9 protein-coding genes are annotated in these 17,055 nt (G+C 34.3%); all 9 read left to right on the top strand.

Features of this window, described 5'->3' with window-relative positions; all coding sequences use genetic code 11:
• Window positions 1–440: 440 nt before the first annotated feature.
• The 9 genes from OM075_RS15735 to OM075_RS15695 all read left to right on the top strand — a co-directional run bounded on the left by OM075_RS15735 (window position 441) and on the right by OM075_RS15695 (window position 17,030).
• Entirely contained in the window at window positions 441–1,271 is an 831-nt protein-coding gene (locus OM075_RS15735; protein WP_301191493.1) for a TIGR02452 family protein, read from the top strand.
• A gap of 226 nt (window positions 1,272–1,497) precedes the next feature.
• Window positions 1,498–2,289: a hypothetical protein gene (locus OM075_RS15730; RefSeq protein ID WP_301191492.1), complete on the top strand. Its 792-nt coding sequence runs from the start codon at window positions 1,498–1,500 to the stop codon at window positions 2,287–2,289.
• Between the two features lie 27 nt (window positions 2,290–2,316).
• Window positions 2,317–2,745, top strand: coding sequence for an N-acetyltransferase (locus OM075_RS15725; RefSeq protein WP_301191491.1), 429 nt, complete (start codon window positions 2,317–2,319; stop codon window positions 2,743–2,745).
• A 498-nt stretch (window positions 2,746–3,243) separates the two neighbouring features.
• Complete coding sequence (locus tag OM075_RS15720) at window positions 3,244–5,028, top strand: glycoside hydrolase family 2 protein (RefSeq protein WP_301191490.1); 1,785 nt, start codon at window positions 3,244–3,246, stop codon at window positions 5,026–5,028.
• Between the two features lie 362 nt (window positions 5,029–5,390).
• Window positions 5,391–6,965: a GH39 family glycosyl hydrolase gene (locus OM075_RS15715; protein WP_301191489.1), complete on the top strand. Its 1,575-nt coding sequence runs from the start codon at window positions 5,391–5,393 to the stop codon at window positions 6,963–6,965.
• Window positions 6,966–6,998: 33 nt separating this feature from the next.
• A complete protein-coding gene (locus OM075_RS15710; RefSeq protein ID WP_301191488.1) occupies window positions 6,999–8,504 on the top strand; it encodes a family 43 glycosylhydrolase in 1,506 nt (501 codons plus the stop codon).
• A 297-nt stretch (window positions 8,505–8,801) separates the two neighbouring features.
• Entirely contained in the window at window positions 8,802–9,341 is a 540-nt protein-coding gene (locus OM075_RS15705; RefSeq protein ID WP_301191487.1) for a hypothetical protein, read from the top strand.
• Window positions 9,342–10,090: 749 nt separating this feature from the next.
• A complete protein-coding gene (locus OM075_RS15700) occupies window positions 10,091–13,792 on the top strand; it encodes a glycoside hydrolase family 98 domain-containing protein (protein ID WP_301191486.1) in 3,702 nt (1,233 codons plus the stop codon).
• A 367-nt stretch (window positions 13,793–14,159) separates the two neighbouring features.
• A complete protein-coding gene (locus tag OM075_RS15695; RefSeq protein WP_301191485.1) occupies window positions 14,160–17,030 on the top strand; it encodes a glycosyl hydrolase 115 family protein in 2,871 nt (956 codons plus the stop codon).
• The last annotated feature ends 25 nt before the right edge of the window (window positions 17,031–17,055 follow it).

Raw genomic sequence — 17,055 nt, 5'->3', positions numbered from 1 at the left:
AAATTCAATGCAGAATTCATCGACTAAAACGAAAATTTCAGTAATTTTATCTTTACTTAAATACATGGATTTTGCTTCTAATTATTTGTTTGTCAGACTTTTAAATTAGCAAAATCCATTTTCATTTCAAAATATTATATGATTATATTTTAGATTATTTTACTGATATACTGTGGTTTAAGAATCGAACTGAGGTTAATAAGTTAATGTTCTTGTTAATACTAATTCATATTAATTTCTTCTCATGCAAAGGCAAGCTCTTTGTAGTAGTTATTTAACCGTTAATTCATATTAATTGCAGAAAATAACTACATTAGCCAAACAATGAACTAAGTACATAGATATTATAAACTGTAGTCTGTGACATTTATAGAAAAAGTTGTCTACAAGCCTAAAAATAAGACCGTAACAACCTAATATTAAATTGACAATTTTTTAGAATGAATAATAGAGAAATAAGAAAACAAATAGCGGAAGATACATTAGATATTTTAAAGAAGGGATTTTTTTATACTTCAAATGGCAATCAAATTAATATATCCGATTTACAAGAAAAGGCAGAAAATTTAACAAAAGTTTATACGCCCGAAGAGACAGACAGATTAATAGAAAATTTATCAGTTGAAAACATAAAGGGAGAAACTGAAATTAAAGTAAAAAATCAACCTACTTTAGAAGCAGTAAGAGAATTGATTGCGGAAGGAAATAAAGATGTAGTTTGTTTAAACTTTGCATCAGCAAAAAATCCAGGAGGAGGATTTCTAGGAGGGAGTCAAGCCCAAGAAGAGAGTATTGCAAGGGCAACAGGACTCTATAATTGTCAAATCAAGACAAATGGATATTATGAGACAAATAGAAATACAAAAACGTGTTTGTATACAGACTATATGATTTATAGTCCGTTCGTTCCAATAATAAAAGATGAAGAAGGAAAGAATTTAAACAATAAAGAATACTGCGCAATAATAACAGCTCCAGCTGTAAATAAAGGAGTTGTGAAAAATAAAGAGTCTGAGAAATTAAGTGAAGTTGAGAATGTAATGAAGCGAAGGATAAACAAAGTATTAGCAATTTCACTTGAAAATAACCATAGAACAATTGTTTTAGGGGCTTGGGGGTGTGGCGTTTTTCAAAATGAACCTAAAGAAATAGCTAAATATTTTGGAGAAATTATAAAGAATAATTTTGCAAATAAGTTTAATAAGATTGTTTTTGCAATTTATTCAAAGAATGAAAAATTTATAGAACCTTTTGTAAAAGAATTTGATTAAATATAATGGCCAGTAAGCAACAATATATAAATCCCATTGCGGATTCAACTATATATTTTGAGGTTTGTAGTGCTGTTGCATACAACCAATTCTTTGATCTGGATTTAATTATGAAAAGATTGAAACAAATAAAAGCTTTGGTTACTAGGCGTATTGAAAGGTATGTTGGTTAAATCTCCATGCGCTTCGTTTAGCAATCGTTAGTGTATATTAAAGAAGAACAGCTATGAATAAAGCATTTGGAATATTATTTTTCATCTTATCAATTTTGTCACAGGTTAATGGACAAGATTGTTATAAAGAAGATTTAAAAAACGTGCAGAATATTGATTTTTCTTCAATTTTTGATGGAATTACCTATCAAGGAATTATAGGTAATAGTTATCAACGCATTGAGATTAAATTTATTGAAACCACTAAAGACAACAATAATCCATCAACTTATCAAGTAAAAGGAAAATCAAAGGTGAACAATAATATATGTGATTTTGAAGGAACTTTTTGGATACTAAAAGCAACCAGACTTGATACTGAAAATGAATTATGTGAAGGACCTGATATTTATGACGGAACTATTGAAGGAAAATATAGATTCAAAGAAAATCCAAATCAGTCTCATGTCGGAATTTTTGAGGGAGACTTTTATATTCAATGGAATAAAATAGATAAAAGAATAGAACATCATGTTGGTTGGCTTTCAGATTCTGAACCAACAAAATTTATTGGAACTTGGACAGAATACGGTAAAAATACACTTAAAAAATGTAATTGGAGTAGAAATGTTCCTCCTGAATCGTTAGGTGAATTATTTAAATATTGGGAAAACGGTTACTATTTAATAAATCAGAAATATTTTAATAGAGGCTGGGAGTCTTATGCTATTTCAGGTTTAAATCGCTGGTTGATTATACCATTAGACTTTGAATCATTTTCAGCTAAAATTGGAGAAGATAAAGAATATTCAGATAATGATATTAATAATGCTAGAGCTAACGAACAAAAAGAATGGTGGAAATAAAAATTACAAACACTAATTGAATAGACCTTGGAAATTAGAGAATTAGTTTCAAAAGACATTGATATAGTTGTTGACCTTTGGTATGAAACCTCAATAATTGCTCATGATTTTATACCCGGTGATTATTGGAAGAACAATAAGGGCGCAATGGCATTTGAATATCTGCCAAATTCTGAAACATATTTAGCAATTGAAAATGGAGAAATTGTTGGATTTGTAGCTATGATTGAAAATTTCCTAGCTGCAATATTTGTGGACAATCAATTTCAGGGGCAAGGAATAGGAAAATCATTGCTAAATTTTGTAAAACACAAAAGGACAAGAATTAAACTAAATGTTTATGAGAAAAATAGAAAGTCCATTGATTTTTATAAGAGTCAGGGCTTTATAATAAAGGCTATAAGCGAAGAAGAGAAAACCTGTGAAAATGAATTTTTAATGGAATGGACGAGATAAATACGAATGCTAATTTTTGATTGCCGATAGGCTAAAGCCTATCGGGGGACCTCATTGTTCGGCATAGCGTCTTACTATGTCGTTTATACCAGGCCTCTGGCCAAAATTTGCATTAAAATAAATAGGCCAGAGGCCTGTTTTGAACAGCGAAGCGAGACGCTTTGCTGAACAAGTGCTGTTTTATTCCATATATCTTCGCAGAATTTGTACTTTATTCTGCTACATGTTTTGCTGGTGCGAGCCTTTATCTCAATAATAAATATTATAAACGGCTCGGTTAGCTTATACTTAAATCCGTTATAAATAGGAGGAAATTTGAATACACAGCTTTATTTGCTTTACGCACTATAGTGGATAAAAGAATAAAATGGAGGACTATAATGTAAAAAGCCTCTTGAATAGTCTGCTGCATTTACATTATCACATCATAAACAGTAGTTTTATATTTCAAATTGAAAATAATTTAAATCTATTATGACGACACAAAAGCACTTGTTCATGTTTTTTCTGGTTATATGCTTATCAATTAGCTATACCCAGGCTCAGGAAATTTTTATTTCAAACACATCAAATCGTACATGTACCAGTTTAAACGGTAAATGGCAATATGTGGTAGATGCTTATGAAACGGGAGGAATGGGAGGTATGCCCATTTTTAAAAATTATGAACCTAAGGAAAAATCTGATCGGGTAGAATATGGATTTACATCAGGAAGAACGTTGTGGGTACCCGGAAGCTGGAATATTCAAAAGCCGGAATTGTCTTATTTTGAGGGTTCTATATGGTATCGTAAAACATTTAACAAAGAAAATATAGCAAAGGATAAAAGGTATTTTATTTACGTAGGTGCTGCCAATTATAAAACTACAGTTTCGTTTAATGGTAAAATATTAGGCGAGCATGAGGGTGGATTTACGCCATTCTCCTATGAGGTAACTAATTTGTTACAAGCAAAAGATAATTACGTTATTATAGGGGTAAATAACTCAAGAGAAGCGGATTATATACCTTCAAAAGTTACAGATTGGTTTAATCATGGTGGTATCACGCGAGATGTAAAACTTATTGAAGTATCTAAAACTTTCATCAATAACTATTTTATTGCACTTGATAAATCAACACTTCATCTTAAAACCAAACAAATTAAGGGTAAGATTCAGCTGACGGGTTCTGAATTACCGGAAAAAGTAAATGTGATTATTCCGGAACTAAATATAAACAAAGAGGTTACAGTAAATAAAGACGGTGATACAGAATTTAAATTGGATGTCAAGAAACTGGAACTATGGTCGCCTGAAAATCCTAAACTATATGATATTACCTTAACTGCCGGAGATGATAAAATCAGCGATGAAATAGGGTTTAGAACCATAGAAACAAAGGGAAAGCAGATTTTATTGAATGGGAAACCTGTATTTTTAAAGGGGATTTGTTTACACGATGAAAATCCATTGCGTAAAGATCGGGCCAATAATATGGAGGACGCAAAACTGGTACTAAGCTGGGCACAGGAATTGGGATGTAATTTTCTTCGTTTGGCACATTATCCACACCAGGAAAAAATTGTGCGATTAGCTGATAAAATGGGTATTTTACTTTGGGAAGAGTTGCCTTTATATTGGGGAATTCAATGGGGAAATCCAGAGGTGCTGAAAAAAGCTAAGGCTCAGTATGCCGAAATGATTAATCGTGATTATAACCGCGCTAGTTCAATCATTTGGTCTGTTGCCAATGAAACAGCACCAACAGAAGACAGAACTAAATTCTTGTCGGAATTGGCTGATTACATCAGATCAATTGATGATACTCGTTTAATATCAGCTGCTTGTAAAAAGGATCAGGAAGCAGATGGACATCCGGACAGCGTTTACACTTACAATGATCCCTTAATGAAAAAACTGGATATCATTAGTTTTAATGAATATCTGGGATGGTATGGTGGATTTCCTGAAGAATGCAGAAATAAGTCTTTTAAAGCAGGTTTAGAGAAACCTATTATTGTAACAGAATTTGGTGGTGGTGCATTACAGGGATTTCATGGTGATAGTTTAACCCGTTGGAGTGAAGAGTTTCAGGAGTATTTATATAAGGAGAGTATTGCCATGTTTGATAAAATTGATGGACTGGCAGGTATGACTCCATGGATTTTAGTAGATTTTCAATCACCATTACGCCAGTTACCTGAAATACAGGATGGCTGGAATCGTAAAGGTTTGATTTCAGAAAAAGGGTATAAAAAGAAAGCATTCTTTATATTGAAAAAATACTACGAAACAAAATAAAGCAATTGGTTAATTGCTTCGTAAGTTTTAAAGACTGTCCAAAAATTTGGATGGTCTTTTTTTTGTCTTTTTGTTTAACTATTGATTTATAATCACTTCAATTGATAATGAAAACAACCGAAAAACAAGAGGTACACCAATTGTTAACAAAACAGACCTTCGCCTTTGTTCTATTGCCCATATATTAGCAATTCATAAAATAAGTCACTTTAGCAGCTTGAATGCATGTGAATTAAAAAGCTATAAATTATTGAAGAAAAATCTATAATAAGATGAAACGAGCCATGAGAACGAATTCTCACACATGAGGATGATTTAATTGGCGAGTTCCATATAACCTTTAAAATTAAATTTATTATCATATGAAATCCCTACTAATCAGTATTTTATTATTTTTTATAATGATCCCTGCAATATTTGCGCAACAGAGTAAGGTGATCAGGTCTATATCCGTGGATTATAGTAAAGAAAAGGGCGCCATGAATACCATGTATAAAGAGTGTATTGGAGCCGGACGAGCCAATGAAGGACTAAGAGCAGATTGGCAGCAACAACTCAAAATAGTTAAGGAGGATTGTGATTTTAAATACATTAGGATGCATGGATTGCTAACGGATGATATGGCTGTTTATAAGGAGGATAGGAATGGGAATCCGGTATATAATTTTCAATATATTGATGTTTTGTATGATTATATACTCGAAATTGGGATGAAACCATTTGTGGAATTGGGATTTATGCCCTCAGCAATGGCCAGTGGTGCTGAAACTATATTTTGGTGGAGAGGTAATGTAACACCTCCAAAAGACTATCAAAAGTGGGAAGACCTTATTTACCATTTGGTGGAGCATTGGACAGAACGATATGGATATGAGGAAGTAAAGACTTGGTACTTTGAAGTTTGGAATGAACCCAATTTAACTCCAGGATTTTGGACCGGGACTCAGGAAGAGTATTTTAAGTTGTATAAATATGCAGCTCAGGCAGTTAAAAAGGTAAATGCGGAATATAAGGTGGGAGGACCAGCTACAGCAGGTGCCGAATGGGAACCAGAAATGATTGAGTTTTGTGAAAAGAACCATGTTCCTCTGGATTTTATTAGTACACATTCCTATGGCGTGGATCAGGGATTCTTAGATGAATTTGGCGGTTCAGGTACTGTTTTAAGTCCCAATGAGTATAGCGTAAGTCAGGATGTGATTCAGTCTCGAAAAGAAATATCTGAATCATCAAAACCTAATCTTGAGTTGCATTATACAGAGTGGAGTGCCTCTTATACACCTGCTGATCCAATTCACGACAGTTATCATGAAGCACCTTATATTTTAAACAAATTAAAGCAGATTGGTGAGGCTGCAAACTCCATGTCGTATTGGGTTTTTACCGATATTTTTGAAGAAGCAGGTCCAAGGTTTACGCCTTTTCATGGTGGATTTGGTTTAATGAATACGCAGGGAGTTAAGAAGTCTGCATATCATGCATATTCGCTAATGAATAAGTTAAGTGAAACAGAGTTGGTTAACAAAGATAAAGCCTCTTGGGCATGTAAAAATAAAAAAGGTGATTTTGAGCTCCTTTTTTGGGACTTTACACATACTTTACCCAAAGATTCTGTCAATAATCAGGACTATTTTAACCAGGATTTACCCTCAAAAACAAAGGGAATTGTTGACTTAGAAATCAGTGGAATTCCTGAGGGTAATTATCAAATGGAAATGTATTCGATAGGGTATATGCACAACGATCCTTACACCTTGTATTGCCAGTTGGGTAAACCATCTCAATTAACCAAACGACAAGTTGAGTTTTTAAAAAATAAAAGTAATGGTACTCCCGATAAAACAGAATTAATACGTATCGATTCAAAAGGTAAGTTTAAACAACAGATTTCAATCCGGGAGAATGATGTTTTTATGATCTGTTTTAAAAAGCTTTGATTTCATTTTAAAATAATTTAAATGCACTGTTATATGAATTTTAGTAAAACCCTGATAGCAATTGTTTTTGCTTGTTTAAGTATTACAGCAGTTTCTCAAGATAAAATAGTCAATTCTGAATGTCAGTTTTTAAATCCTGTATTTGCCGGAGATTATCCGGATCCAAGTATTCTGGTGGATGGAGATGATTATTATGTAGTTCATTCTTCTTTTGAATATTATCCCGGTCTATTGATATGGCATTCAACAGATTTAATAAACTGGACTCCCGTAGCAAACGCTTTATATACCTATGTTGGTTCAGTTTGGGCTCCCGATTTGGTGAAGTATGATGGTAAATATTACATTTATTTCCCTGCAGATAATACCAATTATGTGATTACAGCAGAATCAATAGAAGGTCCATGGAGTGAGCCTGTTGAGTTAAATATTACAATGATAGATCCCGGGCATGTTGTGGATGAAGAGGGCAATAGATACCTTTATTTTAGCAGTGGTAGTTATGTGCCACTAAGTAAAGATGGTTTGTCGGTAGCAGGAGATGTTCAACATGTTTATGACGGTTGGGATATACCCAGAGATTGGAGTATTGAGTGTTTCTGTATGGAAGGTCCAAAGCTTTTTAAGCGTGGTGAATACTACTACTTAACGGTAGCAGAAGGGGGAACAGCTGGTCCGGCAACCGGACATATGGTAATTTCGGCCCGTTCAAAATCGCCATTAGGTCCTTGGGAAAATTCTCCATATAATCCTATTATCAGGGCAAAAAGCAATGAGGATAAATGGTGGTCTGTTGGTCATGCTACCCCTTTTAAAGATACGCATGATAAATGGTGGATGATGTTACACGGTTATGAAAAAGATTTTTATAATATGGGTCGTCAAACCATGCTTGCTCCTATAGAATGGACAGCTGATGGTTGGTTTAAAACGCCTGAAGGATACCAGATTGATGCTCCTGCAGATAAACCAGAAGGTGAGTCCGGAGATATCCAATTTTCGTTAAACGATGATTTTTCAGGAAGTGCATTAAAACCTCAGTGGAAGTTTTTTAAAGGTTATGATGAAGAAAGATTTAAGGTTGAGAACAACAGCATCGTAATCAATGGAAAAGGTGGTTCTGTAGCAGATTGTTCTCCAATGCTTTGTATTCCTGAAGATCATGCCTACACCGCTCAGGTAGAATTAGAAGTTGAAGGAGATGCCGTAGGGGGTATGGTTTTATTCTATAATGAAAGAGCCTTTTCAGGCATTTTAGCCGACAAAGAGAATGTTTTAGCCAATTTGAGAGGATGGCAATTTGCAACGGAGTCAAATGTTTTAAAAAGATATGTTTTCCTTCGCCTAAAGAATATAAATAATACCGTAGATATGTATTATAGTTTAGATGGAGAACAATGGAATAAAATAGAGAATTCATTTGAAGCATCAGCCTATCACCATAATGTACTAAGTGGTTTTATGAGCCTTCGCATTGGTTTATGCGCCATGGGTAAAGGAAATGTTACCTTTAAAAACTTTGAATATAAACCATTGTAAACTTACTTACATAAAGAAAAGAGGTTGTTTCATATATATTTTGGAACAACCTCTTCTTGTTTTTGATAACTATATCAAGTAAGAATAGTTGTATAAGCATAATCAGGTTAATATACCATGCAATTCGTTCTGCGTATGCCTCTGGCTACCTTGTTAAATAATTGATATATTATATTAAGTTTAATTTTTTCTATTTTTGAAATATGCTCAAAGGTGCAATTATAATTGCACCTTTGAGCAACTAAACAAAATATTCTATTGAACATAGAGTAAAATAAGATTATTAAATATTTAAAAATGAATAAATTAATTCTAGTTATATTTTTAATTGGAGGGTTGGGCTGTAATTCATATAACACAAGTAATGTGTTAAATCCAAAGCAATTTGTCGAAGTTTTCGAAGAATCTATTTTAATGTCAGGTATTACATCAAATAGAATACTATTGTATAATGAGTATGATAATCAATTAAATATTGATTCTGTTTTGGCATTTTATTACTATGGAGGTAATCTGTATAATTATGAAGTAAATAATTCGACAACCAAAATTTTAGAGAGTAGGAAGAACCTTTTTTTTCCAAATGATATTAATGAACTTTCTGTTTTAGATATTGAACTCATTTCAGATACATGTAAGATTGATAAAAGCTATCTTTTACTTTCTGAACCATTCAATGTTGGTAATAATAAGTTTATATATAGTATGTCCAGGAGAGGGAAAGCAAGAAATACAAGTTGGATTTTTTTCTTAGAAAAGAATCAGGATTCGTTGAAAATATTATCTTTTTATGACTTTCAAAAGGATAGACTTTATCAAAGAAAAGAGTTGAAATAAACATTAATGTATTCCTCTGCTAAATTCCTATAGATAAATCACCAACATAGCTTTAGGTGTAGCACCCCCAATAGTTCAATATTGCAAATAAATCATGCAATTCGTTTGTATGCCTTTGGCTATGTCGTTAACACATCAGGCCTCTGGCCTGTATATAAAACAAAATAGCAGGTAGCCTTTCATGGTTGATATTAAAAGTATTATGCAATGCTAAATATACCTAAGAAAGGACTTTAAATATATTTATGGACAAGATTTTAGGATTAACATGTTGGAATAGCATTTCGTAAATCATGTTTCAAAAATGAAACAAATAGTCCTGTAAATCTTGTTAATCTTGTCCAAAGAATAATAATTTTGATTAATAAAAGAATTACTTCTCGTGGTAAGTAAAATATCCATCAACTCTATAGGTTTTAACTTTCACTTTCAATCTGTTCGCGCAGTTTTGTATACCGAGCAATAAATAAGCATTAAATAAAATACAATAGAGGCCATTAAAAAAAGTTGCAGTTCCTTTGGTAATATGACAGGAATTGTATTCCGGTTTGAATCTGGAAGGTATTTATATCCATAACTGGTGTTTTATAGTTATTATATAAAAATCTACTCCTATTATCTAATATTTTACCCTTTCTCTAAATATCAATCTTCTAATTTAGCACACTTTATTAATTCTTAAAGACCTTATATACTGATTGATGTTTGGTATCTCCAATTAAAATTCAGTGTATCATAAATTTGTTAATATGAAGAAAGACTACATCGTTAAAGTTATTTTGTACACACTATTGTTTGCCTTTTTACCGGGCCTTGCAAGTGCTGCAGACTCCAATACTACATTGAGGCGACCAATATCGCCAGATCAACCCATGTGGCTTATTCACATTGATACATGGAATTATCCGGATCCGGAAAAGATTATAGCATTAGTTCCAAAGGATATACGGCCTTATGTAGTAATGAATATTTCATTATCAATAAGTTATGACGAAGTAAATAATCGCTATGCTCGTGTTGAATATGGTTACGAAACTGCTCGCTCATGGATTAAAGCATGTGCACAGAACCAAATGTGGGTAATGGTTCAACCAGCAAGTGGTGCGTATTCACATTTCTCTGATGATGATCTTACTATATATGAGGAGTTTTTTCAGGATTTCCCTAATTTTTTAGGTTTTAGTTACGCTGAGCAATTCTGGGGCTTTGGCGAGGATGATGTTCGTAATCCACCTGAATTATCAGAACGAATGGCTCATTTGGCCAATTTATTGGAGCTTACTAATACGTATGGTGGTTATTTAAATGTTAGTATTTGTTGGAACAAGTGGGGGCAAAATGTAAATCCTATAGGAATGCTCAAACTATGGCCTTCGTTTAGGTCAGCATGTTCTGCTTATCCCGAAAACTTTATATTGTTTGATAAACATACTCAAGTGTCTTATTTACACGATAGGGAAAGTATGGTTCTGGGGGCTTACCTTTCAGGCATGACCGGTCAATATGGTATTCGATATGATGATACTGGATGGACAGATGGCGACAGGGTTCACCGTGAGAACTTTACGATGGCTACTTATGGAGCCCCGTTTCTTGAACATACCATGTTAACAGGATTAACTGTATTTGATGGTCCGGAACTCATTTGGACACAGTGTTTCAGAGAAGTAAATAATACATCAACTACAGATGGTTATAGCACGCGTAAATGGGAAACATTTCCTCAGTTTGATAAAGTAAGTGTGGATTTGTTCCGTAAAGTATTAGATGGAACGGTGCGTATTCCTGATCGTCAAGAAGTTATTGACCGTTCCAAAATGGCTATTATGCATGATGTTAACTCTGGAACAAATGATGATAAATACAGCTCACCTATGTCCTTATACCAAGGACTATACAGGATGGATAACGATGGAGATTATGGTGATAACTGGAGTTTCTTTAAGAAAACAGGTCGTTATCCAACTATTCCAATTGTTTATCAACTAAATGATGCTGTAGCAAATACCTTTGAAACCATTGTGAAAAAATCAGAGTACTCAAGCCGATGGTCAACAGTTTCTGCAAAAGTCAATGAATTTAATAATCTTTTTCCTGAAGAATATACGGGTGATATATATGCTGCCCGATATGAGAATGGGTGGGTAACTTATAATCCATATAAAACAGGACAGATTGCTAGTGGAAATATCCCATTTAAATATAATACCAGCGATCATATGGAGTTATCTTACTCCCGTTATACAGCAGGTGTTATTAAGGAATATTCCGATTATATCACTGTTTACTTAAGTAATTTTGATGATGAGCTTAATCCTGTTTTAAAACCTGATGTTATTAAAATATATGGAAGTACATCAGAGCCTTCATATTCCATAAAAGAACGGGGAGAAGATGAGAAAAGTATGGTTTCAAAGGAATGGACTAATGGGGTTTTTACTTTAACGATTGAACATAACGGACCAGTTGATATTCGTATCGATTGTGCTGGAGCAAAAACAGATCGACTTACATCTTATCAAAGCGCCAATATTTCTGTGCCTGTAGCTCCTCCGGTATATAAAGGTTCTCGTCAGTATGAAGCCGAAACCTTTGAATTTAAGAACATTGTTGGATATACTAAAAATGGCTCCACTAGCAGCATACGCAACTATACCGGGCAGGGGTATCTGAATTTTGGAACCAATGCTACAGCTAGTGTAAGAGATGAAGTAACCGTCATTGGTGATGGATTATATACGCTAAAAACAAAGTATGCTGTTACAGGAAGTGATATTAGTACAATTGATCTTTATGTGAATGACATTAAAGTAGCAACACCACTATTTACTCAAACAGCAACGCTAAGTGATTGGGCTGTAAACACTCAAACCATTGAACTAAAAAAAGGTGTAAATGTAATAGAGTATATTGCATCAGGTACAGGAGCGCGACCCATCTATTTTGATCATATTGTTGTTGAACCAGGAGATGTAAATGATGTTTGGATGGAAGCCGAATGTGGAATAGTCGGATCACTTTGGGAAGTGAATACTGCATCAGATGCCTCTAATGATCAATATGTAACCATTCAACCAGGTAATAATAGTGCAGGAAGTGCTCCCTCTGGCTCAGCTGGACAAATTGAGTATGCGTTTGATATTAATACGGATGGAGCCTATACTGTTTGGGGACGCGTTAAAGCACCAACAAGTAATGATAATGCTTTCTGGGTGCAAATGGATGAACAATCATGGGTAGCGTGGAGTAATATAACGACTGGTTCAGAATGGATCTGGGCTGAAATTGGTACCTATACGTTAACAGCTGGGGCACATACTTTTAAAGTGGGATATAATGAAGATGGTGCTCAATTGGATAAATTATATGTAACTAATTCGGGTAATACTCCATCAGGGATAGGTGGGCCAGATCTTAATTGTAAGGTTAATCTACCACCATTTGCTTTTGCTGGTTTTGGAGTATCAGTAATTGATATGGATAAGAATGGAACAGAATCTATTGTTCTTGATGGTTCCGAAAGTGTTGATCAGGATGGAGTTATAGCATCTTATGTGTGGAGAGAAGGCGCTGATGAAATAGCAACAGGTGAAAATCCTACTGTAGATCTTTCAATTGGAACACATCATATTATTCTTGAGGTTACTGATAATGATGGAGAAACAGATTCTTCTGAAATTGTTATCATCATATATGAATGGGATTATGCAACATCTCAAATCTGGTTAGAAGCAGAGTGTGGTACTGTTGGAAGTGATTGGGAAACAGTTAATGATGCCAATGCTTCCAATGAAAAATATGTAACAGCAATTTCTGGAAGAGAATATGTATCACAGGCACCTGCTAATGCAAGTGGAATGGTTGAGATGTCTTTCTCAGTATCTTCTGAAGATAGCTATGCCGTATACGCACGCATTCATTGTCCATCATATAACGATGATTCTTTTTGGCTTGAAATGGATGGTGTTTCATCCGGATATTATAATGGTTTAGCCAATAGCACGTGGGGATGGTATAAGTTCGGTGATTTTAATTTGGCAGCAGGAGAACATACTTTGAAAATAGGTATTAGAGAAGACGGAGCTAAGCTGGATAAATTCTTTATTACTAAATACACTGATTTACCTCAGGGAATAGGTGAAACAGCAAGTAATTGTAATCAGTTAGGAGTAAAAACAGAGAAAAACAAGAATTTTAAACTATTACAAAATGTTCCTAACCCATGTAGTTCATCTACCATAATTGAATATTATTTGAATAAACCAGGTAATGTTGATTTAAGTATATTTGATATGTATGGACAAAAAGTAGCCACATTAGTACATGAAAATCAAGGTGTAGGAGGATATACAAGAGAATGGAAGCCTCAGGGATTGGCCAATGGTGTTTATATATACAGGCTACAGGTTGGTGGTTTATCAGAAACACGCAAGTTAATAATTAGAAAATAGATAAAATAAGTCCATGATATACAGAGGTTAGCTAAATTGGTCAGCCTCTGTATTCATATTTTTGTTGGTACAAGATTATCTTCCAAAGCTGCAAATAAAACTTATAAATCGGGTATGTTTTATCAATAGGAATATATATAAGCAACAGTCCAGGGCTTGATACTTCTTGTATTACACTACTTATCAAAGCTGGGAATGAGCCTTAAAACGAGTTTTTTACACATAAGGATAATTATTCATACGAGTTCCATGTGGCAATTAAAAGAAAAAATAAACACATGAAACGAGCCATGATAAAGACTTCTCACACATGAGGATGGCTAAATTGGAGAGTTCCATGTGACCAAATGAAACAATTATTAAACACATGAAAAACATATTAGTATTACTGGTATTTTTGCCGATTCTATCATTTTCTCAAATTAAAGTAAATTACAAAGCTGATACTGGGAATAATTTTTCAATTGTTGGGAAGAATGAGGTAGCTACTATTTTATATGATTCTTCAGAAAATATTCTAATTCAAAAGGTTGCTGAGTTTTTGGCAAGTGACATAGAGAAAGTATCAGGAAAAGTTCTTAAAGTTGATTGCTCGAATGATTTGTTGGATAAAAGCCTGATTATTATAGGAACAGTAAATAATAATCCTCTAATAAATAAACTGGTAGCAGAGCATAAGCTTAAAGCTGATGAATTAAAAGGTCAGTGGGAAAGGTTTATTATTCAGACCATCAAAAATCCTTTTCCAGGAGTAAAGCAGGCCATTGTAATAGTAGGTAGCGACAGGCGTGGTGCAGCATATGGCGTATTTACACTCTCAAAAAATATGGGCGTTTCGCCTTGGTACTGGTGGGCTGATGTGCCTGTTGAAAAGCACGATGAAATTTATCTTGAGGCGTGTAATTATCTTTCAAAAAGTCCGGCTGTACAGTATCGTGGTATTTTTATAAACGATGAAGCTCCTGCTTTCCGAAATTGGGCTAAAGAAAAGTTTGGAGGTATCAATCATACATGTTACGAGAAAGTATATGAACTTCTTTTACGAAATAAGGCCAATTACTTATGGCCTGCAATGTGGTTACCATCCATGTTTTATGTGGATGATCCGCTTAATGCTAAAACAGCTGATGAATATGGTATTGTCATTTCAACCAGTCATCATGAACCACTAACAAGAGCACATAACGAGTGGGCTTACAATAAGGGTGGCGAATGGAATTACAATACCAATAAAAAAAGGCTTCAGGAATTTTGGCGAGGCGGTGTTGAACGTATAGCAAACTACGAAACGGTTCTTACAGTTGGTATGCGTGGCGATGGAGATGAAGGCTTATCAGAAGAAAGTGCTGTGGGTCTTCTACAAACGATTATAAAAGATCAGCGAGAAATCATAACAAGTGTAACAGGAAAACCAGCCAATGAAATTCCACAGGTTTGGGCAATATACAAAGAAGTGCAGGATTATTATGATAAAGGCATGCGTGTTGACGACGATATAATGGTTCTTTTTAGTGATGATAACTGGGGTAATCTCCGCTATCTGCCAAAAAAGGAAGATCTTCATCGCCCCGGAGGATATGGAATGTATTATCATTTTGAATATGTAGGAGCTCCGGTGTCTTACAAATGGTTAAATGTAAGTCAGATAGAGCGAACCTGGGAGCAAATGAAATTAACCTATGAGCATGGAGTAAAAAAACTATGGATAGTTAATGTGGGCGATATTAAGCCAATGGAACTGCCCATGAGTTTTTTCCTTGATTATGCATGGGATCCGGATGCCATACAAGCACACAATTTACCTGATTATTACATCAATTGGGCAAAACAACAGTTTGGAAGTAAGTATGCTAAGGAAATTGCTAAACTAATATCCGGCTTTACGCAATACAATGCACGTCGCACACCTGAAATGTTAAACGCACAAACATACAGTATCGAAAACTATCGGGAAGCGGACCGGGTTGTAGATGATTACAATCAATTATTGAAAGAAAGTAGCTCAGTTTACAAAGAATTACCCGAGCATTATAAATCAGCTTATTATCAGCTTGTTCAATCACCCATTGAATTATGTGCTAATTTGAACGAAATGTATGTTGCTGCAGGTAAAAATAGATATTATAGTTTGCGTGGTGCAGCTTCAGCCAATTATTATGCTGACAAAGTAAAAGAACTGTTTGAAAAAGATGCAGTACTAACCAAAAAATACCATGCCTTAGAAGGTGGAAAATGGAATCATATGATGTCGCAAACACACATTGGTTATACCTTTTGGAATCATCCGCCATTAAATACTATGCCTGCTGTTTCATATGTACAGTTAGCTAAAACTGCTGAATTGGGTTATTTACTTGAATATGGGCTTACTCCCAAGTGGGGCTGGCTTGGACTAGAGGGAGAGTGGTCTTTTAACAAAAAATTGCCTGTTTTTGATCCTGTAAACAATCAGAATTATTATATCGATATTATAAACCGGGGGCAAGATATTTTAAGTTACACACTAAAAGGTAAAGAAGATTGGATTATACTATCAGAAGAATCCGGGAGTACACGTTACAATCATAAAGTTTATGTTAGTATTGATTGGGATAAAATTCCCAAAGAAGTTACTTCCGGTGAAATTGTTATTTCTGGTGCAGGAAAATCATATACAGTTGTCGTTCCTGTAAATAATAACATAGCGTCGATGTCGGGATTTATTGAAAATAATGGTGTAATCGCTTTTGAAGCAACACACTTTACCAGAAAATACGATTCAAAGGATATTCACTGGACAGTAGTTCCAAACCTTGGCCGAACAGGTTCTTCGCTGATTGTTGAACCCACAACTGCTGAGCCTCAAACAGTAGGAAAGAATACTCCCAGAGTGGAATATGAATTCTCAACATTTGAAGCCGGAGAAATAACTATTGAAACTTACCTGTCTCCAAATCAGGATTTTAAAAAGATGGGTGGGTTAAAATATGCCATTGCCATTGATGATGAAGAACCTCAAATTATTAATGTTAATGAGGGTGAAATAATACCTGATTATAAGTTTGGAGACTGGTGGCAAAAATCGGTTGCAGATCATATAAAAATTCGTAAATCAAAGCATAATATGGCTACTGCTGGTAAGCATATTTTAAAAATATGGATGATTGATTCAGGATTGGTTTTTCAAAAGTTTGTTATTGATGCCGGAGGTTTAAAAAAGAGTTATTTGGGTCCGGATGAAAGTAAAAAGAAAGAATGAGAAGAGACGAATATACAGAAATAGG

This window comes from Plebeiibacterium sediminum, from assembly GCF_026013605.1.
Classification (GTDB): domain Bacteria; phylum Bacteroidota; class Bacteroidia; order Bacteroidales; family Marinilabiliaceae; genus Saccharicrinis; species Saccharicrinis sediminus.
Note: the sequence above shows the minus strand (reverse complement) of the source record. Positions and strands in the feature narration are given on the sequence as shown.